Source organism: Pseudomonas sp. PDM20, assembly GCF_014852575.3.
In the GTDB taxonomy this organism is placed as follows: Bacteria; Pseudomonadota; Gammaproteobacteria; order Pseudomonadales; family Pseudomonadaceae; genus Pseudomonas.
In genome coordinates this window covers 3,253,708-3,273,560 of the sequence record NZ_CM181224.1, presented here as the reverse complement: position 1 = coordinate 3,273,560, position 19,853 = coordinate 3,253,708, and the positions used below count along the sequence as shown (strand labels likewise).

18 protein-coding genes are annotated in these 19,853 nt (G+C 67.3%); 14 read left to right on the top strand and 4 right to left on the bottom strand.

Annotation, left to right across the window (positions count from 1 at the left end; genetic code table 11):
- Positions 1-107 precede the first annotated feature (107 nt).
- From IB261_RS14925 to IB261_RS14915, 3 genes are read left to right on the top strand one after another with little or no spacing between them, the layout of a single operon-like run.
- Positions 108-1,430 carry an LLM class flavin-dependent oxidoreductase gene (locus IB261_RS14925; protein WP_192382454.1) on the top strand — a complete coding sequence of 441 codons (1,323 nt, stop codon included), beginning with the start codon at positions 108-110 and terminating at the stop codon, positions 1,428-1,430.
- A 47-nt stretch (positions 1,431-1,477) separates the two neighbouring features.
- Positions 1,478-2,521, top strand: a complete 1,044-nt coding sequence (gene mgrA, locus IB261_RS14920) for an L-glyceraldehyde 3-phosphate reductase (protein ID WP_192382453.1) — start codon at positions 1,478-1,480, stop codon at positions 2,519-2,521.
- 4 nt (positions 2,522-2,525) lie between these two features.
- On the top strand, positions 2,526-3,455 hold the full coding sequence (locus IB261_RS14915) for a sulfonate ABC transporter substrate-binding protein (protein WP_192382452.1): 930 nt from the start codon (positions 2,526-2,528) through the stop codon (positions 3,453-3,455).
- Between the two features lie 219 nt (positions 3,456-3,674).
- Here the strand turns inward: IB261_RS14915 and IB261_RS14910 are convergent, their stop codons facing one another.
- On the bottom strand, positions 3,675-4,424 hold the full coding sequence (locus IB261_RS14910) for a DUF899 domain-containing protein (RefSeq protein ID WP_192382451.1): 750 nt from the start codon (positions 4,422-4,424) through the stop codon (positions 3,675-3,677).
- Positions 4,425-4,519: 95 nt separating this feature from the next.
- Between IB261_RS14910 and IB261_RS14905 the strand changes: the two genes are divergently transcribed.
- From IB261_RS14905 to IB261_RS14875, 7 genes are all read left to right on the top strand, one after another.
- Positions 4,520-5,716: a winged helix-turn-helix domain-containing protein gene (locus IB261_RS14905; protein ID WP_192382450.1), complete on the top strand. Its 1,197-nt coding sequence runs from the start codon at positions 4,520-4,522 to the stop codon at positions 5,714-5,716.
- Positions 5,717-5,757: 41 nt separating this feature from the next.
- A complete protein-coding gene (locus tag IB261_RS14900) occupies positions 5,758-6,408 on the top strand; it encodes a Vgb family protein (RefSeq protein ID WP_192223414.1) in 651 nt (216 codons plus the stop codon).
- Positions 6,409-6,473: 65 nt separating this feature from the next.
- Positions 6,474-6,923 (top strand): methyltransferase family protein, encoded by a 450-nt coding sequence (locus IB261_RS14895; RefSeq protein ID WP_192382449.1) that lies wholly within the window; start codon positions 6,474-6,476, stop codon positions 6,921-6,923.
- 96 nt (positions 6,924-7,019) lie between these two features.
- On the top strand, positions 7,020-7,712 hold the full coding sequence (locus IB261_RS14890) for a response regulator transcription factor (protein ID WP_192382448.1): 693 nt from the start codon (positions 7,020-7,022) through the stop codon (positions 7,710-7,712).
- Positions 7,712-9,106 carry a HAMP domain-containing sensor histidine kinase gene (locus IB261_RS14885; protein ID WP_192223411.1) on the top strand — a complete coding sequence of 465 codons (1,395 nt, stop codon included), beginning with the start codon at positions 7,712-7,714 and terminating at the stop codon, positions 9,104-9,106. Before IB261_RS14890 ends, IB261_RS14885 begins: the two co-directional genes overlap by 1 nt.
- Positions 9,107-9,178: 72 nt before the next feature.
- On the top strand, positions 9,179-11,413 hold the full coding sequence (locus IB261_RS14880; protein WP_081519871.1) for a TonB-dependent siderophore receptor: 2,235 nt from the start codon (positions 9,179-9,181) through the stop codon (positions 11,411-11,413).
- A 16-nt stretch (positions 11,414-11,429) separates the two neighbouring features.
- The gene (locus IB261_RS14875; protein WP_192382447.1) at positions 11,430-12,323 is read left to right on the top strand and encodes an alpha/beta hydrolase; all 894 of its coding nucleotides are present in this window, start codon (positions 11,430-11,432) and stop codon (positions 12,321-12,323) included.
- Positions 12,324-12,458: 135 nt separating this feature from the next.
- Here the strand turns inward: IB261_RS14875 and IB261_RS14870 are convergent, their stop codons facing one another.
- Positions 12,459-13,352: a LysR family transcriptional regulator gene (locus IB261_RS14870; RefSeq protein WP_192382446.1), complete on the bottom strand. Its 894-nt coding sequence runs from the start codon at positions 13,350-13,352 to the stop codon at positions 12,459-12,461.
- A gap of 90 nt (positions 13,353-13,442) precedes the next feature.
- On the opposite strand from IB261_RS14870, the gene IB261_RS14865 reads away from it, so the two are divergent.
- On the top strand, positions 13,443-14,219 hold the full coding sequence (locus IB261_RS14865; protein ID WP_192382444.1) for an NAD(P)H-dependent oxidoreductase: 777 nt from the start codon (positions 13,443-13,445) through the stop codon (positions 14,217-14,219).
- Positions 14,220-14,328: 109 nt separating this feature from the next.
- On the opposite strand, the gene IB261_RS14860 is transcribed toward IB261_RS14865, so the two are convergent.
- Positions 14,329-15,144 carry an aminotransferase class IV family protein gene (locus IB261_RS14860; protein WP_192382442.1) on the bottom strand — a complete coding sequence of 272 codons (816 nt, stop codon included), beginning with the start codon at positions 15,142-15,144 and terminating at the stop codon, positions 14,329-14,331.
- Positions 15,145-15,283: 139 nt separating this feature from the next.
- Between IB261_RS14860 and gcvA the strand changes: the two genes are divergently transcribed.
- The 3 genes from gcvA to IB261_RS14845 all read left to right on the top strand — a co-directional run bounded on the left by gcvA (position 15,284) and on the right by IB261_RS14845 (position 17,758).
- On the top strand, positions 15,284-16,195 hold the full coding sequence (gene gcvA, locus IB261_RS14855; protein WP_151187057.1) for a transcriptional regulator GcvA: 912 nt from the start codon (positions 15,284-15,286) through the stop codon (positions 16,193-16,195).
- A 117-nt stretch (positions 16,196-16,312) separates the two neighbouring features.
- Complete coding sequence (locus IB261_RS14850; protein ID WP_081519865.1) at positions 16,313-17,329, top strand: SLAC1 anion channel family protein; 1,017 nt, start codon at positions 16,313-16,315, stop codon at positions 17,327-17,329.
- An 87-nt stretch (positions 17,330-17,416) separates the two neighbouring features.
- Positions 17,417-17,758 (top strand): FKBP-type peptidyl-prolyl cis-trans isomerase, encoded by a 342-nt coding sequence (locus IB261_RS14845; RefSeq protein WP_081519864.1) that lies wholly within the window; start codon positions 17,417-17,419, stop codon positions 17,756-17,758.
- Between the two features lie 15 nt (positions 17,759-17,773).
- On the opposite strand, the gene IB261_RS14840 is transcribed toward IB261_RS14845, so the two are convergent.
- Entirely contained in the window at positions 17,774-19,750 is a 1,977-nt protein-coding gene (locus IB261_RS14840) for a DEAD/DEAH box helicase (protein ID WP_192382440.1), read from the bottom strand.
- Positions 19,751-19,853: the final 103 nt, after the last annotated feature.

The following is a 19,853-nucleotide window of genomic DNA, read 5'->3' as shown; positions in this document are numbered from 1 at the left end:
CGCCACCCAGGCTGAGCAATTCGCGGCGCCGGCTCGCCCCGGCGCCGTCGACAACAACACCCACGCCACCTTGCGTCCCTCCCGACGGACACACAGGAAAACCTCACATGACACGCACCCTTTCCCTTGGCGCCTTTCTCATGGCCACCGGTCACCACGTCTCGGCGTGGCGCCACCCGGACGTGCCGGCCAACGGCGGCCTCGACTTCCGCCTCTACAAGCGCCTGGCGCAGGTGGCCGAAGCGGCGAAATTCGACGCGCTCTTCGTTGCCGACAGCGTGGCCGCGCCCACTGGCGACATCGCCAGCCGCATGGCGCGCTCCGATCACTTCGAGCCGCTGACCCTGCTCTCGGCGCTGGCGGCGGTGACCGAGCGCATCGGCCTGGTGGGCACCGTGACCACCAGCTACAACGAGCCGTACCACGTGGCGCGCAAGTTCGCCTCGCTCGACCATCTTTCCGAAGGCCGCGCCGGCTGGAACCTGGTGACCTCCGACGCGGCCGCCGAGGCGCTGAACTTCAACCGCCAGGAACACTTCGGCCACGCCGAGCGCTATGCCCGCGCGCGGGAATTCCACGAAGTGGTCACCGGCCTGTGGGACAGCTGGGAAGACGACGCTTTCACCCGCGACAAGACCAGCGGCCAGTACTACGACCCGGCCAAGCTGCATGTGCTGAACCACGAGGGCGAAAACTTCCGCGTACAGGGCCCGCTGAACGTCGCGCGCTCGCCCCAGGGCCGCCCGGTGATCGTACAGGCCGGCAGTTCCGAGACCGGACGCGAGCTGGCCGCGCAGACCGCCGAAGTGGTGTTCACCGCGCAGACCTCACTGGCCGCCGCCCGCGATTTCTACAACGACCTCAAGGGTCGCCTGCCACGATTCGGTCGCAGCGCGGATGACCTGCGCATCATGCCCGGCGTGTTCGTGGTGGTCGGCCAGAGCCAGGCCGAGGCGCAGGAAAAGTTCGAGGCATTCCAGGAGCTGGTGGAGCCGCAGGTCGGCGTCGCGCTGCTGTCGCGCATGCTTGGCAACTTCGACCTCTCCGCCTACCCGCTGAACGGCCCGCTGCCTGAGCTACCGCTCACCGACAGCGGCCAGCGCAGCCGCCAGCTGCTGCTCACCGAACTGGCCGGGCGCGAGAACCTCACCCTTGCCCAGCTGGGCCGGCGCATCGCCGGCGGACGCGGGCACTACAGCCTGATCGGCACGCCGGCGCAGATCGCCGACGAGCTCCAGGCCTGGTTCGAAGGTGGCGTCGCCGACGGCTTCAACGTCCTGGTGCCGCACCTGCCCGGCGGGCTGGAAGACGTGGCCAACCATGTCGTCCCGGAACTGCAACGACGCGGGCTGTTCCGCCGCGAGTACAGCGGCAGCACCCTGCGCGAGCATCTCGGGCTCAAGCGCCCGGCCAACCGCTACACCCTCTGACGATCCACGGGCCGCACTGGCTGCGGCCCGTTCCCACAGGAGTCCCCATGACCTATCTCGCCCACCCCGACCGCTACCAGCGCGTCCCTTACCGCCGTGTCGGCCGCAGCGGCCTGGTGCTGCCCGCTCTTTCCCTGGGCCTGTGGCACAACTTCGGCGACAGCGTGCCGCTGGACCGCCAGCGCGCCCTGCTGCGCACCGCCTTCGACCTGGGCATCAACCACTTCGACCTGGCCAACAACTACGGCCCGCCCTACGGCAGCGCCGAGATCAACTTCGGCCGCCTGTTGCGCGAAGACTTCGCCGCCTACCGCGACGAACTGGTGATCTCCACCAAGGCCGGCTGGGACATGTGGCCCGGCCCCTATGGCCAGGGCGGCAGCTCGCGCAAGTACCTGCTCTCCAGCCTCGACCAGAGTCTCAAGCGCCTGGGCGTGGACTACGTGGACATCTTCTACTCGCACCGCTTCGACCCGGACACGCCGCTGGAGGAAACCGCCGGTGCCCTGGCCACTGCCGTGCAGCAAGGCAAGGCGCTGTACGTGGGCATCTCGTCCTATTCCGCCGGCAAGACCGCCGAACTCGCCGCGCTGCTGAAGGAATGGAAAGTACCGCTGCTGATCCACCAGCCGGCCTACAACCTGTTCAACCGCTGGGTGGAGAAAGACCTGCTGGCCACCACCGACGAGCTGGGTGCGGGCGTCATCGCCTTCACCCCGTTGGCCCAGGGGCTACTCACCGACCGCTACCTGAACGGCGTGCCGGGCGATGCACGGGTCAACCAGCCGGGCGGCGCCTCGCTGCGCCCTGAGCACCTGTCCGAGGACAACCTGCGCCGCGCCCGCGCGCTGAACGAAATCGCCCGGCGCCGCGGCCAGAGCCTGGCGCAACTGGCGCTGGCCTGGGTGCTGCGCGATGCCCGCGTTACCTCTGCGCTGATTGGTGCGAGCCGGCCGGAGCAGATCGTCGAGAACGTCGCCGCGCTGGATAACCTCGTGTTCAGCCGCGAGGAGTTGGCGGAGATCGATCGTCACGCCGTGGAAGGCGGGATCAACCTCTGGGAAAAACCCTCCCACGACTGGAAGGAATGAGGCTGTGAGACTGCTCAATCGACTGCTCGCCGGATTGCTGCTGCTCGTGGCTGGCACCGCCCAGGCGCAGGACCCGGCGCAGCTGCGCATCGGCTACCAGAAGGCCTCGGTCAGCCTGGTGCTGGCGAAGGAACACGGCCTGCTGGAGAAGCGTTTCGCGCAGACTCAGGTCCAGTGGATCGAATTCCCCGCCGGGCCGCAGATGCTCGAAGCGCTGAACGTCGGCAGCCTCGATATCGGCTCCACTGGCGACATCCCGCCGATCTTCGCCCAGGCCGCCGGCGCCGACCTGCTCTACGTCGGCGTCGAGCCACCCAAGCCGCAGGCTGAAACCGTGGTGGTGCCCAGGGACAGCCCGATCCACAGCGTCGCCGAGCTGAAGGGCAAGCGCGTGGCATTCCAGAAAGGCTCCAGCTCGCACAACCTGCTGCTGCGCCTGCTGCAGAAGGAAGGCCTGAGCCTGAAAGACATCCAGCCGCTGTACCTGACGCCGGCCGATGCCCGCGCCGCGTTCGAGAGCGGCCGGGTGGATGCCTGGGCGATCTGGGACCCGTGGTATTCGGCGCTGCTGCTGGACGGCCATGCGCGCTTGCTGGCGGACGGTTCGGCGGTTGGCCTGAGCGGACCGTTCTACCTGTCCAGCCGGGAATACGCGGGCGCCAACCCGGCGTTCATTCACCAGGTACTGGAAGCCCTCAACGAGGCAGAAGCCCTGACCCGCAGCGACGAAGCCGGCAGCGTGGCGATCATGGCGCGCGTGACCGGGCTGGCGCCGGCGGTGATAGAGGAAACCTTCAGGCACCGTCCGCCCTCGCCCATTCAACCTGTGGGTGATGCGGATATTGCCGCGCAACAGCGCACCGCCGACCTGTTCCTCGCCGAGCGTATCCTGCCGCGCGCCGTGGATATCAGCGCGGCGCGCTGGAATCCCTGACTTGTGGTGCCGATGCACGCTGGCACACGCGGACTTTGTCCGCGCTCGCGGGAATGGCCCGCTCCTACAGTGAGAGTCCGCCGCTGGCCGGTGTAGGAGCGAGCCATGCTCGCGACCCGTAAGCAGGGCTTACGGCGCCGATGCACACCGGAGCTGCGCGGACTCCGTCCGCGGTTCGCGGGCATGGCCAGCTCCTATAGGGAAAGTCCGCCGATACCCTCAGTACTCGTCGTGCCGGCGCCACCAGACGCCCTGCTCGTTACGCCCCAGCGGCGCACGGTCGAGCCACTGGAACAGGCCCCAGAGCGAGTCCAGCCCACGGGCATAAGTGGAGTAGCAGTGGTAGATGCGGTCACCCTCGCGGATGAAGCTGCTCATCCCCGGCAGATCGCGGGTGAAGGTCGCCACGTCGGTGCCGCAGCAGGCGGCGGTTTCCACCACGGGCGCCGGCGCCGGCCCCGCGACGGGGCCTTCGCGGCGGAAGTTGTAGTCGACTTCCCCGCCTCGCTGCTGCGCTTCGGTGAACGACACGTTGAAGTCGTAGTTGAAGCCGCTGCCGTGGGATGACGCCCAGGGGAAGCTCCAGCCCATGCGCCGGCGGTACGCCAGCAACTTCTCCAGCGGCGCGCGGGAGACCGCCAGCAGGCTCACATCGTGGTTCGCCAGGTGGGTGGCGTAGCCATCGAAGCCATCGGCGATGTTCGAACAGGACGGGCAGCCGGCGCGGTAGTCCGGGCCGAACATGAAGTGGTAGACCAGCAACTGCGAGCGGCCGGCGAACAGGTCGGCAAGGCTTGCCGGGCCGTGCTCGGTGTCGAAGCGGTAGTCCTTGTCGACCAGCACCCAGGGCAGCGCCTGGCGCTTGCGCGCCAGTTCGTCACTGCGCCGGGTCAGGGCCTTCTCCTCGGCCAACAGGTCCAGGCGTGCGGCCAGCCATTCTTCGCGGGTAGCGGTGGGATGGGCAGTCATGACAGTTCTCCTCCGCCAGCGGCGGCTCGGTGGGCATGGCTTAGACTAGGCAGCGGGCCGTGCTCGACGGGAGTGACAAAGTTGGCAGGATTTCCATGGACTCGCTGATCACGGCGGCAGCCTGTGCCCTCGCGGCCGGCGATCCGCTGGGCGCGCTGAACCGCGTGGCGCTGCGCGAAGACGCGCCGGCGCTGGCCCTGCGCGGTATTGCCATGGCCCAGCTGGGTGATTTCCCTCGCGCACGTACCCTGCTGCGCCGCGCCGCCCGCACCTTCGGTGCCCATGAGCCGATGGCGCGCGCCCGCTGCTGCGTGGCCGAGGCGGAAGTCGCGCTGGCCAGCCGCGAGCTGAACTGGCCGACGGTACCGCTGGAGCAGGCGGCGCGGGTGCTGCAGCTCCATGGCGACAGGATCAACGCTGCCCACGCCCATTACCTGCTGATCCGCCGCGCGCTGCTGATCGGCCAGCTTGATCAGGCCCATGCAGCACTTGCCGAACTGGAACCGGAATCACTACCGGCGCCGCTGCGCGCGGTGCATTGGCTGATTGCTTCCGGCATCGCTGTGCGCCGGCTGCAGGCTGGTCAAGCACGCACGGCGCTTCGCAGGGCCGCCGAGGCAGCCGCCGCGTCGGGTATTCCCGCCCTGCGCGCGGAGATCGACCAGGCGGCGCGCACGCTCGCAGCGCCGGCCGTCAGGCAGATCGACAAGCAGCACACCCGCCTGCTGTCGCTGGATGAAGTGGAAAGCCTGCTGCATTCCGACGCCCTGGTGGTGGACGCCTGCCGCAACCGCATCGGCGACCTGTCGCTGAGCAGCCGCCCGGTGCTGTTTGCCCTGGCCCGTGTGCTGGCCGAAGCCTGGCCGGGCGATGTGACGCGCACCGAGCTGATCGGCCGGGTGTTCCGCACCCGTCACCCGGACGAAACCCACCGGGCACGCCTGCGCGTGGAAATCGGCCGCCTGCGGCGCCTGCTGCAGCCCGTGGCCAGCATCGAGTCGACTCCTCGTGGTTATCGGCTGGTCGCCGCCAATCCGGTGGTCCTTGCGCCTCCGCTGGAGGACGCCAACGCTGAAGTGCTGGCGCTGCTCAGTGACGGCCAGGCCTGGTCCAGCTCGGCGCTGGCCCTGGCGCTGGATACCAGCCAGCGCAGCGTGCAGCGCGCCCTCGAAACCCTGGCCGAAGCCGGCCGGGTACAGGCGCTCGGGCAAGGGCGCGCCCGTCGCTGGACGCTGCCGCCAGCGCCGGGATTCGCGACGACCTTGTTACTCCCCGCGCCCTTCGGTGTCTGAATAGGCTGAAGGCTCCCACCCACAACGTGCAGGGCTACACCATGACCACCCACTACAAGCAATCTCCGGCGCAGGTACTGCAGGAGTACGGTCCCTTCCCCGGCGTCAGCACCGTCCACGGCCTGACCTTCGACGGCCAGCGCGTCTGGTTCGCTGTCGGCGAGCGCCTGCAAAGCCTCGATCCGAAAGACGGCCACCTGGAACGTGCCATCGAAGTGCCCGCCCACGCCGGCACCGCGTTCGACGGCACGCACCTCTACCAGATCGCCGAAAGCCGCATCCAGAAGATCGACCCGGCCAGCGGCAAGGTCCTCTCGACCATTCCCGCGCCGGGCAACGGCGGCGATTCCGGCATGGCCTGGGCGGAAGGTTCGCTCTGGGTCGGCGAGTACCGCGCACGGAAGATTCATCAGATCGACCCGGAAACCGGCGAAGTCCTCCGTACGATTGATTCAAATCGTTTCGTCACCGGGGTGACTTGGGTCGAGGGCCAACTCTGGCATGGCACCTGGGAACCGGAATCGACCTACAGCGAGCTACGCCGTATCGACCCGCAGTCCGGCGCTGTTCTGGAGCAGCTGGACATGCCCGAAGGCGTGCATGTTTCCGGCCTTGAGGCCGATGGCGGCGAGCGTTTCTACTGCGGCGGCGGCAACAGCGGCAAGGTCCGCGCAGTACGCCGGCCGCGCTAAGGGCAGCGATCTGGGCTAGTGTGGGCACCTCACTGGAGATGGCCGCACCGGCCCGGAGACCGAGCATGGATTGGCTGGAACACCGTATTCCCCCACCCCTGGTGGCAATTATCACCGCCGTGCTGATGTGGCTGGCGGTGCGCCCGATCGAGCCGCTGGGCAACCGGCTGTGGCTGGCCCTGCTGGTGGCGCTGGCCGGGATCGCAGTCTGCCTGGCGGGCGTTGCGTCGTTTCGCCGCGCACGCACCACGGTCAACCCGTTGAAGCCGGAGTCCGCCTCTTCGCTGGTGGTCGCCGGTATCTACCGGCATACGCGCAATCCCATGTACCTGGGCTTCGCCATCGTCCTGCTGGGCTGGTGCGTGTTCCTCGGTTCGGCGCTGGCGGTGCTCGGTGTCGCGGTCTTCGTGCTGTATATCGGGCGCTTTCAGATTCGGCCGGAAGAGCGGGCGCTGCGCGAACTGTTCGGTGCGGAGTTCGAGGCTTTCTGCAGCCGGGTGCGGCGTTGGATCTGAGGCCGTTTCTGACAGATGCCAGGCAAATCGCCATTGCCTTCTGACAGAAAGGGGTGAGATATTTGCAAATGGTAAATATTCGCATCAAGGCCTGCTTTGTCCCCTTCGCTCTTGCTGGTGGAAGACGATTCCCGTCTTCGCCTGGACCTCGAACGTCATTTCTGTCAGCGCGGCTTTGTCGTCACTACTTGCGCGAACGGTGATCAGGGGCTGGTGGCCGTCCACCAGAACGACTTCGACCTGGTCCTGCTGGACATCATGTTGCCCGGCGTCGATGGCCTGTCCCTGCTGGATACGCTGCGCAGCGCGCGCACCACGCCGGTGATGCTGATGTCCGCCCTGGGCGCGGAACAGGATCGCATCACCGGCTTCACCCGCGGTGCCGATGACTACCTGCCCAAACCCTTCAGCCTGGCGGAACTGGATGCGCGCATCGATGCGCTGCTGCGCCGGGTCAATCTGGATCGCTCCCGCGAAGTGCCACGCCCGCAGGGCTCAGTGCAGTTCGACGATGAACTGCAGGACGTTTCCCGCAACGGTGAATACGCGGGTCTTACGCATTCCGAGTACCGCCTGCTGGTGACGCTGAACGCCCATGCCGGCGAAGCACTGAGCAAGAGTTTCCTCTACCAGAGCGTGCTGCACCGTGCCTACACGCGGCTCGACCGGGGGCTGGACGTGCATGTCTGCAACCTGCGCCGCAAGCTGGCGGTCATCGGTGCGCAACAGGTGCAGATCCAGGCCGTGCGCGGCCAGGGGTACATCCTGGTAGACGCGGAACGTCACTGATGCGTCGTCACCCGCTGCTGTGGAAGATCGCCGCGCTGCAGGTCGGTTTCTGCCTGCTGCTGACCTGGCTTATCTGGACCTGGGGCCTGTCGCTGGAGCGCAGCACCTACTTCCTCGGCACCGAGGATCGCGACTACCTGGCACGCTATGCCGAGCAGGCCGAAAGGGTCTGGGAGCAGCAGGGCGCCGAGGGCGTGGAGCAATTCCGCCGAGAGCTTTCCGCTGCCGAGGACACCTGGGTTGCGGTGATCGGCGAGCACTTGCAGAGCCTGGGCACCACGCCGCTGACGGCGGAGGAATCCAGCCACCTGACCTTCATGCGCATGCTGCACTGGCCGATGAGCCGGCGCCTGCAGGACGAGCTGCCCTATGTCAGCATCGAATTCCCCCGGCATCCCGAGCGCGGCCGGCTGGTCATGCAGTTGCCCGAGCGCCTGCTGCCGGGCGGCCTGACACCCTGGACGCACCTGTTCAGCCACGGCGTAGTGCCGACCCTGCTGGCCGCCCTCCTCGGCCTGCTGATCTATCGCCACCTGGTGTTGCCGCTCAATCGCCTGCGCGCCCGCGCCGATGCCCTGCGCGCCGACGACCTGGACAGCGAGGGCCCCGGCACACCACTGGCCCATCGCCGCGATGAGCTGGGCGAACTGGCGCTGGCCTTCGATCACATGGCCGACCGCCTGCGGCACAGCCTGGCGCAGCAACGCTTGCTGCTGCGCACGCTATCCCACGAGCTGCGCACGCCGCTGGCGCGCCTGCGCATCGCCCATGACAGCGACCTGCCGGCGGACCAGCTGCGGCAACGCCTGGACCGCGAGATCCAGGACATGCAGCGCCTGCTGGAAGACACCCTCGACCTCGCCTGGATGGACACCGAGCGTCCGCAGCTCGAGCGCGAGCCGGTACTGGTGTTGTCGGTCTGGGAGGCGCTGCGCGAGGACGCCTGCTTCGAAAGCGGCTGGGAGCCCGAGCGACTGCCCTGCTCGCTGGGCACCGAGTGCGTGGTGCAGGTGCACCTGGACAGCTTCGCCCAGGCCATCGAAAACCTGCTGCGCAACGGCATCCGCCATTCCCCGCGCGGTGGCAGCGTGCGCCTGGACGGCTGGCGCGAGGGCGCGTTCTGGCACCTGTGCGTCAGCGACGACGGCCCCGGTGTGGCCGAAGCAGACCTCGAACGCATCTTCCAGCCCTACCAGCGGCTGCAGCCGTCGGAGTCCAGCGGATTCGGCCTCGGCCTGGCCATCGCCCGGCGCGGCGTCGAGCTGGCGGATGGGCGGCTCTGGGCGGAAAACGGCACAGCCCATGGCAAGTCGGGGCTTTGCCTGCACCTGCTGCTGCCCGCCGCACTCTCGCCAACGAGCAAACTGGGCCAACAAAGCGCCGCAAGTGTTTAGAAAGTTAATGCGCTTTACTAGCAAATAGCAGTCATTATCATTTGGCGATCTTTCAGTTGCCGGAGATCACCGATGTCGTCCCGTCCGATGCAGTTCCTTCCGCCCTTCCTGCTGCTGTCCAGCTGCCTGCTGTCCTTCGCCGTGCAGGCCGCCAGCGCCGATTCCGATGTCGTCGAGTTCGACAGCGAGACCATCGTCGCCACCGCCGCCGAGGAAGCCAAGCAGATGCCGGGCGTGTCGATCATCACCGCCGAGGACATCAAGAAGCGCCCGCCGGCCAGCGACCTGTCGCAGATCATCCGCACCATGCCGGGCGTGAACCTGACCGGTAACTCCACCAGCGGCCAGCGCGGCAACAACCGCCAGATCGACATCCGCGGCATGGGCCCGGAAAACACCATGATCCTGGTCGACGGCAAGCCGGTCTCCAGCCGCAACGCGGTGCGCTACGGCTGGCGCGGCGAGCGTGATTCGCGCGGCGACACCAACTGGGTGCCGGCCGACCAGGTGGAGCGCATCGAAGTCCTCCGTGGCCCGGCGGCGGCGCGCTACGGCAACGGCGCGGCGGGTGGCGTGGTGAACATCATCACCAAGCAGGCCGGCAAGGAAACCCACGGCGACGTCACCGTCTACAGCAACTTCCCGCAGCACAGTGACGAAGGCGCCACCCAGCGCATGACCTTCGGCCTCAACGGCCCGCTGACCGACACCCTGAGCTACCGCGTGTACGGCAACGTCGCCAAGACCGACTCGGACGACTGGGATATCAACGCCGGCCACGAATCCAACCGCACCGGCAACCAGGCCGGCACCCTCCCCGCCGGCCGCGAAGGCGTGCGCAACAAGGACGTCAACGGCCTGCTCAGCTGGCACCTGACGCCCGAGCAGACGCTGGACTTCGAGGCCGGCTTCAGCCGCCAGGGCAACATCTACACCGGCGATACGCAGAACACCAACAGCAACGCCAACGTGAAGTCCATGCTCGGCCACGAGACCAACCGCATGTACCGCGAGAACTACTCGATCACCCATCGCGGCGAGTGGGACTTCGGCAGCTCCATGGCCTACCTGCAGTACGAGAAGACCCGCAACAGCCGCATCAATGAAGGCCTGGCCGGCGGCACCGAGGGCATCTTCAGCAACACCGATTTCTACACCGCCACCCTGCGCGACCTGACCGCCCACGGCGAAGTGAACCTGCCGCTGCACGCCTGGCGCGACCAGACCCTGACCCTGGGCAGCGAATGGGTGCAGCAGAAGCTCGACGACCCCAGCGCCAACACCCAGACCACCAGCGAAGGCGGTTCGGTGCCGGGGTTGACCAGTAGCAACCGTGACACCACCTCGCAGGCGCAGATCTTCTCGCTGTTCGCCGAAGACAACATCGAGCTGATGCCCGGCACCATGCTCACTCCCGGCCTGCGCTGGGACCACCACAGCATCGTCGGTGACAACTTCAGCCCGTCGCTGAACCTGTCCCACGCGCTGACCGATACCGTCACCCTGAAGGCCGGCATCGCCCGCGCCTACAAGGCGCCGAACCTCTACCAGCTCAACCCCGACTACCTGCTCTACAGCCGTGGCCAGGGCTGCTACGGCCAGAGCACCAGCTGCTACCTGCAGGGCAACGAGGACCTCAAGGCGGAAACCAGCGTCAACAAGGAGCTGGGCATCGAGTTCCAGAAGGACGGCCTGATCGCCGGCCTGACCTACTTCCGCAATGACTACAAGAACAAGATCGAGTCGGGCCTGTCGCCCATCGATCAGGCCAGCGGCGGCACCGGCAGCTACGCCAACGCGGCGATCTACCAGTGGGAGAACGTGCCCAAGGCGCTGGTCGAGGGCCTGGAAGGCACCCTGACCATCCCGCTGATGGAGCAGCTGAAGTGGAGCAACAACTTCACCTACATGCTGCAGTCGAAGAACAAGGAAACCGGCGACGTGCTCTCGGTAACGCCGAAGTACACCCTGAACTCCATGCTCGACTGGCAGGCCACCGACGCGCTGTCGCTGCAGGCCAGCGTTGCCTGGTACGGCAAGCAGACGCCGAAGAAGTACGACTACCACGGCGACCGCGTCACCGGCAGCGCCAACAACCAGCTCTCGCCGTACGCCATCGCCGGACTGAGCGGCACCTACGTGTTCACCAAGAACCTGAGCTTCACCGCCGGGGTGGATAACGTCTTCGACAAGCGCCTGTTCCGCGAAGGTAACGCCCAGGGCGTAAATGGCATCGAAGGTGCCGGTGCCGCCACCTACAACGAACCGGGCCGCACGCTGTACACCAGCCTCACTGCGTCGTTCTGATTAGAGAAAAAGCCTGATGAGCATTCGCCTCCTGGCCCTGGCACTGGCGTTCGCCGTGCCGGGGCTGGCAGCGCACGCAGCGCCTGCCCCCGACCAGAAAATGGACACCCACCTGCTGCAACACAACGACCTGGCGTACCGCTTCAGCGAGCTGAAGCTGGACTCCGCCGACGGCCAGCGTCACTACCAGCTGTGGATCGCCCGCCCGAACCATCCCGCCCCCGCTACCGGCTACCCGGTGGTGTGGATGCTCGACGGCAACGCCGCCATCGGCGCGCTGGACGAGAAACTGCTGACCGACCTGAACAGTGGCAAGGCACCGCTGCTGGTCGCCGTCGGCTACCAGACGCCCCTGCGCATCGACCGCAGTGGCCGTACCCGCGACTACACCCCGACGCGCCCGCAGCTTGCCGAGCAGAAAGACCCGCTCACCGGTGATCCCAGCGGCGGCGCCGACGCCTTCCTCGATCTGATGCGCGACCGGATGCTCCCGGCGGTAGCCGCCCAGGCGCCCATCGACCGCTCGCAACAGACGCTCTGGGGCCATTCCTACGGCGGCCTGCTGACGCTCCACGCGCTGCTCACCCGGCCGCAGCAGTTCAGCTTCTACGCTCCGGCGAGCCCTTCGCTGTGGTGGGGCGACGGCGCCATCCTCAAGGAGCAGGACGGCTTCGCCCAGCGGCTGGCCGGTCGCTCTGCGCAACTGCTGCTGATGCGCGGCGGTGAAGAACCCTTCCGCCCGCGCGAGGACATCACCCCCAGCGCGCCCCGCGCCGCCCAGCAACTGGTGGAAGATGTCGCCAGGGCTCCCGGCATGCAGGCGCAGTTCCATGCCTTCGACGGCCTGAGCCATGGGCAGACGCTGGCCGCTTCGCTGAAGTATCTGTTACGGCTGCGCTTCGTGGACTGATACGCCAGGACGCACTTGTCCTGCGTACTTGCTCGCGAACCCACCCAGAACGCCGAAGCCTCTTGTAGGAGCTTGTAGGAGCGCGCCATGCGCGCGATCGCGGGCATGGCCCGCTCCTACAGGTGTGTTCCGTTGTTAGACCGATGCGGCAATCCGCTCGCGCAACCACCGATGCGCCGGATCGCGGTGCGAGCGCTCATCCCAGAGCATCGACATCTCATAGCCCGGCACCGCCACCGGCGCTTCCACCACCCGCAACGCCGGGTTATCCCGCACCAGCCGCGCCGGCACCATGGCCACCAGGTCGCTGCTGGCCAGCGCCGAGATGACGAACAGGAAATGCGGCACCGACAGCGTCACTCGCCGGCTCAGGCCAACCTCCGCCAGCGTCTCGTCGGTCACGCCGCTGAAGCCGCCGCCGTCGGGCGACACCATCACATGCTCCAGCTGGCAGAACTGCGCCAGGCTCGGCTTGCGCTTGAGCTTCGGGTGCCCGGCGCGGCCGGCCAGCACATAGCGTTCGCTGAACAGCGTACGGCGGCGCATGCCTGGCGGGCTGCCTTCGCTGGTATGGAAGGCCAGGTCGATATCGCCCTGCTCCGCCTGCCGCGCGATGCGCGGCGGCGACAGCTCCAGCAGGGCCAGGCGGGTGCCCGGCGCGCTGCCGCGAATGGCGCTCAAGGCCGGCAGCAGGATGGTCGATTCGCCGTAGTCCGTCGCCGCGATGCGCCAGGTGTTGTCCGCCTGTGCCGGGTCGAAAGGCGCTGAGGGCGCCACCGCCTGCTCCAGCGCTTCCAGGGCGATGCGCAAGGGTTCGCGCAGGGATTCGGCCCGCGCCGTCGGGCGCATGCCGCGCGGGCCGGGCAGCAGCAACGGGTCGTCGAAGATGTCGCGCAGCTTCGCCAGGTGCACGCTCACCGAGGGCTGCGAGAAGTTCAGTCGCTGGGCCGCGCGGGTCACGTTGTGCTCGGAGAGCAGCACGTCCAGGGTCACCAGCAGGTTGAGGTCGAGCCTGCGCAGATTATTCATTCATATACCTGGGATACCGGATATTCATTTCCACTATACCTGCGGCAATCGCATCCTGCGCACACCCCCTTCTCAACGGAAGCAGCCGCCATGAATGTACTGATCGTCTACGCCCACCCCGAACCGCGCTCGCTCAATGGTTCGCTGAAGGATTTCGCCGTGCGCCGTCTGCAGGCCGCCGGCCATGAGGTTCAGGTCTCGGACCTCTACGCGATGAACTGGAAAGCCACGCTGGACGCCTCCGACAGCCTCGATCGCGATCCCGAGGCGCGCTTCGATCCATCCCTGGATTCCAAACGTGCCTACGCCGCCGGCCGGCAGAGCAGCGACATCGCCGCCGAGCAGGAAAAACTGCGCTGGGCCGACACGGTGATCCTGCAGTTCCCGCTCTGGTGGTTCACCATGCCGGCGATCCTCAAGGGCTGGTTCGAACGGGTCTATGCCTACGGCTTCGCCTATGGCGTCGGTGAGCACTCCGATGCCCGTTGGGGCGACCGCTACGGCGAAGGCAACCTGGCTGGCAAGCGCGCCATGCTCGTGGTCACCACCGGCGGCTGGGAGTCGCACTACAGCGCGCGTGGCATCAACGGACCGATCGAGGACCTGCTGTTCCCGATCCACCACGGCGTGCTGCACTACCCCGGCTTCGACGTGCTGCCGCCTTACCTGGTGTATCGCACCAGCCGGGTGAATGCGCAGCGCTACGCGCAGATCGAGCAGGAGCTGGGCGAGCGCCTGGACAACCTGCAGACCACCGCGCCCATCCCCTTCCGCCGGCAGAACGGCGGTGATTACGACATCCCTGCGCTGACCCTGCGCGAGCAGATCGAGCCGCAGGCCAGTGGATTTTCCGCGCATCTGGAGTGAGCTGCTGTTCGCGTGCAAGAACCCGCAGTAGGGCGCATAACGCGACAGCGTTATCCGCCGAGTGGCCGGCGGATAACCTGCTCCTGGTTATCTACCTTTCTGCGCCCCCTCAGGGCTTTACCCGCGGCTCCGCCTCGAAGGCGCGGCGCAGCAGTTCGACAAACTCCGGCGCCGGCGGAATCTCCGCGTCGCCGATGCGGCTCACCGGCACAGCCGGCGTCCAGGAGTTCATCACCACGGCGCCGGCCAGGCGCGGCAGGTCCTGCTGATCGATGCTCAGCGATGACTGGCGCGCGCCGAGTCTGTCCAACTGGCGCTGGAGGATGCCCATGGTGGTGCCGGTGAGCATCTTCGCCCGCGGCCAGATCACCGATTCACCGTCCCAGAAGGCCAGGTTCCAGATGGTCGCCTCGCTGAAGCGGCCGCGATGGTCGGTGAATACCGCATCATCGAAACCGGCGGCCACCGCTTCGCGCAGGTACCAGGTCTTGGCGATCTCGCCGACGTGCTTGATCTCCGGCAACACCCGCTCGTGCCCGGCAATGGCCAGCGACAGCGGTCCCTGTGGACCATCCGACGGCGGCGAAGTGCGCACCAGCAGCTCGGGACGGTGTTCAGGACCCGCGACAGTGAACTCCCCGGCGGGCGAGTACACCGTCGCCATCAGCGAAGTATCGTCCGGCGCCTGCTCCAGCGCGGAGCGCAATGCCGCGCGGATTTCCGCGTCGGCGTGGCTCTGGCCGAACAGCCGCAGCGAGGCATTGCGCAGACGCTCCAGGTGCAGGTCCAGACCGCGGATGCCACCGCCGCGAACTTGCATGGCGGTGAAATGGGCGTAGCCGGCGAAGGCCAAGGGCGCGAGGTCGTCGGCGCTGGCGGGCTGGGCGTTGCGTTGGGTGATATAGGGATGGATGGCGGCTGACATGGCTTTGGCTTCCTCTGCTCGGTGTTTCACTGCCTGGACATCTGCATGCCCAGCATCAAGTGGAATCACTATCGGCCTTTGACGAAGCCAGGAGAAACGAGTATTTCTCGACAGATCATCAAGCAGGATTTGAAGATCGATGAGCCGTCCCTTCCCCGGCATCCGTTCGCTGCGCACCTTCGAGGCCGCCGGCCGCCACCTGAACTTCACCCGCGCCGCGGAAGAAGTCGGCCTCACGCCGGCGGCGGTCAGCCACCAGATCAAGGAGCTGGAAGACCAGCTCGGCCTCGGCCTGTTCGTGCGCACCAGCCGCAGTATCCAGCTGACCCCGGCAGGCGCGCTGCTGCTGGAAGCGGCGGCAGAATCACTCGGCCTGCTGCACCGCGCCACCGTGCGGGCGCGACGGCTGGCACGCACTTCGGAGCAATTGCGGGTCTCGCTCACCGCGCGCTTCGCCACCCACTGGCTGCTGCCGCGCCTGCCCAAGTTCCGCGCGCTGCATCCGGGGCTGAAGCTCAGCTTCGACGTCAGCGACGAGCTGCGTGACTTCGCCGTCGACGACATCGACCTGGCCATCCGCTTCGGCAGCGGGCGCTATCCCGGTCTGCTGGCCGAGCGCCTGTTCGACACGCAGATCGTCCCGGTGTGCTGCCCGAGCCTGCTGGAAGACGGCCCGCCCTTGCGCGAGCCGCGCGACCTGCAGGCCCACACGCTGTGCCATGTGGTGTGTGAAACCGAGGGCGCGCCCTGGCCCGACTGGTCGCGCTGGATGGCGGCGGCCGGCGTGGAGGACTTCGACGCCAGCGGCTGCGTCACCTTCGAGGACACCAGCCACGTGGTGCAGGCGGTGCTCGAGGGCGGAGCGGTCGGCCTGGCCGACCACGCCATGGTCGCCCGCGAGCTGGAACAGGGCCTGCTGGTGCAACCGTTCGAATTGGGCGTGCGGGTCGCCGAGGACTACGCCTACAACCTGGTCTATCCGCAGGCCAGCGCCGACGAGCCGCGCGTCAAGGCCTTCCGCGAATGGATTCTTGGGGAAATGGCGGTGTAGGCCCGCCGCGCCATTCACCCACGGAGGTATTGCCGAAGGATCTTTCCCGTCTACGCTGTGCGACGACGGAGTCAACGGACTCGGATTGCTCAGCGTACCGATAGGGAAGATTCGCCTATGACAGAAAACATCGATACTGCTGCTGCCTTTGGTGCTCCCAAGGAAACCGCCCGCGAAGGCCGGCTCGGCTACCTGCCGGTCGCCCTGTTCGGCTCGGTGATGGGGCTCGCGGGCCTGTCGTCGGCCTGGAAGCTGGCCACGCTGATCTACGGCGCACCACCGTGGGTGTCGCAAGCCATCGGCCTGCTGGCGCTGCTGGCGTTCTTCGCCGTTGGCATCGGCTACGCAATCAAGGCCGTCACCGGCCCCCATTCAGTGAAAGCGGAATTCCTCCACCCTATCGCTGGCAACCTGTTCGGCACACTGTTCATCAGCCTGTTGCTGCTGCCCATTCCCCTGGTCGACTACAGCCTGTTCCTGGCCCGCGCCTGCTGGCTCATCGGCACGGCCGGCATGCTGCCGTTCGCCTGGCTGATCATTTCCCGCTGGCTCGGTCAACGCCAGCAAGCGGCCCACGCCACACCGGCCTGGATTGTCCCGGTGGTGGGCCTGGCGGATATCCCGCTGGCAGTGCCGCTGCTGCAGTGGCCGGGCGCCGCCGACGTCGCCTTCTTTTCCCTCGCGGTGGCGCTGTTCTTTGCCGTGCCGCTGTTCACCCTGATCCTCTCGCGGTTGCTGTTCGAAGAGCCGCTTGGCGTTGGCCTGCAGCCTTCCCTGCTGATCCTGCTGGCGCCCTTTGCGGTGGGCTTCTCCGCCTATGTCAGCATCGTCGGCGAGATCGACCGCTTCGCCAGCGCGCTGTACATGCTCACCCTGTTCATGCTGGCGGTGCTCGCCGGGCGCCTGCGCCATCTGGCGCGCAACTGCCCGTTCCGCCTGGCCTGGTGGTCGGTCGGTTTCCCGCTGGCCGCCGCAGCCGGTTGCGCGCTGCGCTACGCGGGTCATGCGCCCGGGCCTTTCACCAATGGCGTGGCGCTGTTCCTGCTCGCCGCCGCGACGGTCGTCATCCTCGGCATGGGCCTGCGCACGCTGATCGGCGTGGCGACGGGCCAGCTGCGCAACCTCGCCACCTGAGTCGCACGGCTTGCCATTGCCGACGAATCCTGCGAAAACGCACGCCCTCGCGGCGCTCGTGCCGCACCCGCAGCACCGGAGAACGCCATGAGCAGCGAACTGCAGATCGAAGATATCGTCGTCGGCGACGGCAAGGCCGTGGTCAAGGGCGCCCTGATCACCACCCAGTACAGGGGCACCCTGGAGGACGGCACCGTCTTCGACTCGTCCTGGGACAAGGGCCGCCCGTTCCAGTGCGTGATCGGCACCGGCCGGGTAATCAAGGGCTGGGACCAGGGCCTGATGGGCATGAAGGTCGGCGGCAAGCGCAAGCTCTTCGTGCCCGCGCACCTGGCCTACGGCGAGCGCCAGGTCGGCGCGCACATCCAGCCCAACTCCAACCTGCTGTTCGAGATCGAGCTGCTGGAAGTCCTCACCCGCGACGACTGATCGCCCGCTTCGGGCTCAGGCCGGCGCGGTTTCCACGTTGCGCCGCAGCGCCAGGATCGCCGTGGGCCCCTGGGCCTTGCGGGTGAACCAGAAGACCCGGCTCACGCCACGGGTGATCGCCACATAGGCCAGGCGCAGCTGCTCGTCCTGCTGGGCCTGCTCGTAGCTGCTGGCGAAGAAGCCGCAGGCCACGTACAGGGCGCCGCGCAGCGGGTGTTTCTCCGGCGGCGCGCAGTCGTCGACGATGATCGCCACTTCCGCCTGCAGCCCCTTGGCGCGGTGGATGGTCATACCCTTCACCGGCAGCTTGCGGTCCAGCTCGCCGAGGATGGTCTGCAACGTTTCATTGCGCCGGCTGAGCAGCAGCACGGCGGTTTTCTCCCGCGAGCCGCGCGCGGCGACGTGTTCGCACTGTTTGCGGATCTCCTCCAGCAGGAGTGGCAGGCTGTTGCGCGCGTCGAAGCGCTGCACCAGTTTCACCCCGTGGTCGCCCGCCTCTGCTGTCTTGAACGCCCGGCAGGTCTTGGCCTGCTTGTTGGCCACGCCAACCAGCACCCGCTCGCCGTCGCGGATCACCGGGTCGATGCTGCGGTAGTTGGTCTCCAGCAGCAGCACGCGGCTCTTGCGCCGGCCCTTGCTGGGGAAGTGCCGGTCGAAGTCCATGAATAACTCCGGCGAGCTGCCGCGCCAGGCGTAGATGGACTGCCAGTCATCACCGATGGCCATCAGACTGACCGCTTCGCCGCGCTTGGCGAGGTCGCGGTGCAGCGCCTGCAGCCATTGCACGATCTGCGGCGAGACGTCCTGGAACTCATCGATCAGCAGGTGCTGGAACGGCGCAAGCGCTTCGGCCGGCAGCTTGCCGTCGCCGAGCAGGTCGGTCAGGCGCTGGAACGCCAGGTTGAAGGTCAGCAGGCCCTGCTCCTGCAAGGCCGCATCGAAGGCCGCCCAGAACAGCTGCAGGGCCTCGACGAACTGCCGCTCGCGGGGCGGACAGGCGAGTTTCTGCGGCTGTAACTGGTCAATGCGCAGGCCGATGCTCTCGATGAAGCCGGACTGGGCGTAGAACGCCTCGAACAGCGGCAGCGCGGTGAATTCGCCCGGCAGCTTGAAGGCATCCAGCGGCGCCTTGCCGATGCGTGGCGGCTTACCGTCTTCGCCCGCTTCCGGCGGTGGCGGCAGCTCCAGCAACTGGTGCACCAGCGTGCGGAACGCCGGCTGTTCGGCGTAGCACTGCTGGTAGACCTGTTTGAGCAGGCGCTGCTGCGCCGGGCGCAGGCGGCCGGCGAGCAAGGGGTTGTCCAGTTCGCTGGCGGGGTCGCGTTCGTCCAGTTGCTCGAACCAGCGCGGGTTCTTCAGCGCGACTTTCGCCAGGGTCCCCATGGCCGAGTGGAAGGTGCGCACACACTGCCGCGCCTGCGCCGCATCGAACGGATGTCCCCAGTAGCCAAGCACCTTCACCAGTTGCTCGCGCAGCTGTGCGCAGGAAGCGTTGGTGAAGGAAATCACCGTCACCTTCTCCGCGTCTATCCCCAAGTGGCAGAGCATGTAGACCACCCGCAGCACCAGGGTGGTGGACTTGCCGGACCCGGCGCCGGCGAAGATGCGCGTCAGCGGCTCGGGCGCGAGGATCATCGCCCACTGTTCGTCCGAGGGCAGGCTGACTATCCCGTGGGCAGCCGCCTGGGCCACGCGCTGGCGCATGTCGAGGGCGCGCTGCTCATCCGCTGCGCTGGCGGTGCCGTAGATACCGGCAACGGTCGGCGTGCGCTGGCGCTTGGGCGCAGGCGCGTCGCCGTCCTTCCGGGCCTTGGCGCCGCGCTTGGCGGGTGCCTTGCCCGCTGCTTTCGCCTTGCCCTTTGCCTTGCCGCGCGCGCCGGCCTTGGGCTGCGCCGCCTCGCGCTCGGCGCGCAGGTATTCGGTGGTACGGGGGAAATAACGCGCAAGGGCTTCGGCAACCAGCCGCTTGTAGCGTTCGACAGCAGACTCCATGGGCCCTACCAGATCAGTTACAGCGTTGAATCATAAGCGGTTTGCGACAGTGACAGGCAATCAATCCGACGGTTCCGCAGCGCCCTGGAAAATTGATAACCAT

What these genes read in the sequence shown, in the direction of transcription:
- IB261_RS14860 (WP_192382442.1), bottom strand. Translation starts at nt 15,144, where the DNA reads ATGTCAGCCGCCATCCATCCCTATATCACCCAACGCAACGCCCAGCCC.
- IB261_RS14865 (WP_192382444.1), top strand. Translation starts at nt 13,443, where the DNA reads ATGAATGTACTGATCGTCTACGCCCACCCCGAACCGCGCTCGCTCAAT.
- IB261_RS14840 (WP_192382440.1), bottom strand. Translation starts at nt 19,750, where the DNA reads ATGGAGTCTGCTGTCGAACGCTACAAGCGGCTGGTTGCCGAAGCCCTT.
- IB261_RS14850 (WP_081519865.1), top strand. Translation starts at nt 16,313, where the DNA reads ATGACAGAAAACATCGATACTGCTGCTGCCTTTGGTGCTCCCAAGGAA.
- IB261_RS14905 (WP_192382450.1), top strand. Translation starts at nt 4,520, where the DNA reads ATGGACTCGCTGATCACGGCGGCAGCCTGTGCCCTCGCGGCCGGCGAT.
- IB261_RS14870 (WP_192382446.1), bottom strand. Translation starts at nt 13,352, where the DNA reads ATGAATAATCTGCGCAGGCTCGACCTCAACCTGCTGGTGACCCTGGAC.
- IB261_RS14880 (WP_081519871.1), top strand. Translation starts at nt 9,179, where the DNA reads ATGTCGTCCCGTCCGATGCAGTTCCTTCCGCCCTTCCTGCTGCTGTCC.
- IB261_RS14900 (WP_192223414.1), top strand. Translation starts at nt 5,758, where the DNA reads ATGACCACCCACTACAAGCAATCTCCGGCGCAGGTACTGCAGGAGTAC.
- IB261_RS14885 (WP_192223411.1), top strand. Translation starts at nt 7,712, where the DNA reads ATGCGTCGTCACCCGCTGCTGTGGAAGATCGCCGCGCTGCAGGTCGGT.
- IB261_RS14910 (WP_192382451.1), bottom strand. Translation starts at nt 4,424, where the DNA reads ATGACTGCCCATCCCACCGCTACCCGCGAAGAATGGCTGGCCGCACGC.
- mgrA (WP_192382453.1), top strand. Translation starts at nt 1,478, where the DNA reads ATGACCTATCTCGCCCACCCCGACCGCTACCAGCGCGTCCCTTACCGC.
- IB261_RS14895 (WP_192382449.1), top strand. Translation starts at nt 6,474, where the DNA reads ATGGATTGGCTGGAACACCGTATTCCCCCACCCCTGGTGGCAATTATC.
- IB261_RS14925 (WP_192382454.1), top strand. Translation starts at nt 108, where the DNA reads ATGACACGCACCCTTTCCCTTGGCGCCTTTCTCATGGCCACCGGTCAC.
- IB261_RS14845 (WP_081519864.1), top strand. Translation starts at nt 17,417, where the DNA reads ATGAGCAGCGAACTGCAGATCGAAGATATCGTCGTCGGCGACGGCAAG.
- IB261_RS14875 (WP_192382447.1), top strand. Translation starts at nt 11,430, where the DNA reads ATGAGCATTCGCCTCCTGGCCCTGGCACTGGCGTTCGCCGTGCCGGGG.
- gcvA (WP_151187057.1), top strand. Translation starts at nt 15,284, where the DNA reads ATGAGCCGTCCCTTCCCCGGCATCCGTTCGCTGCGCACCTTCGAGGCC.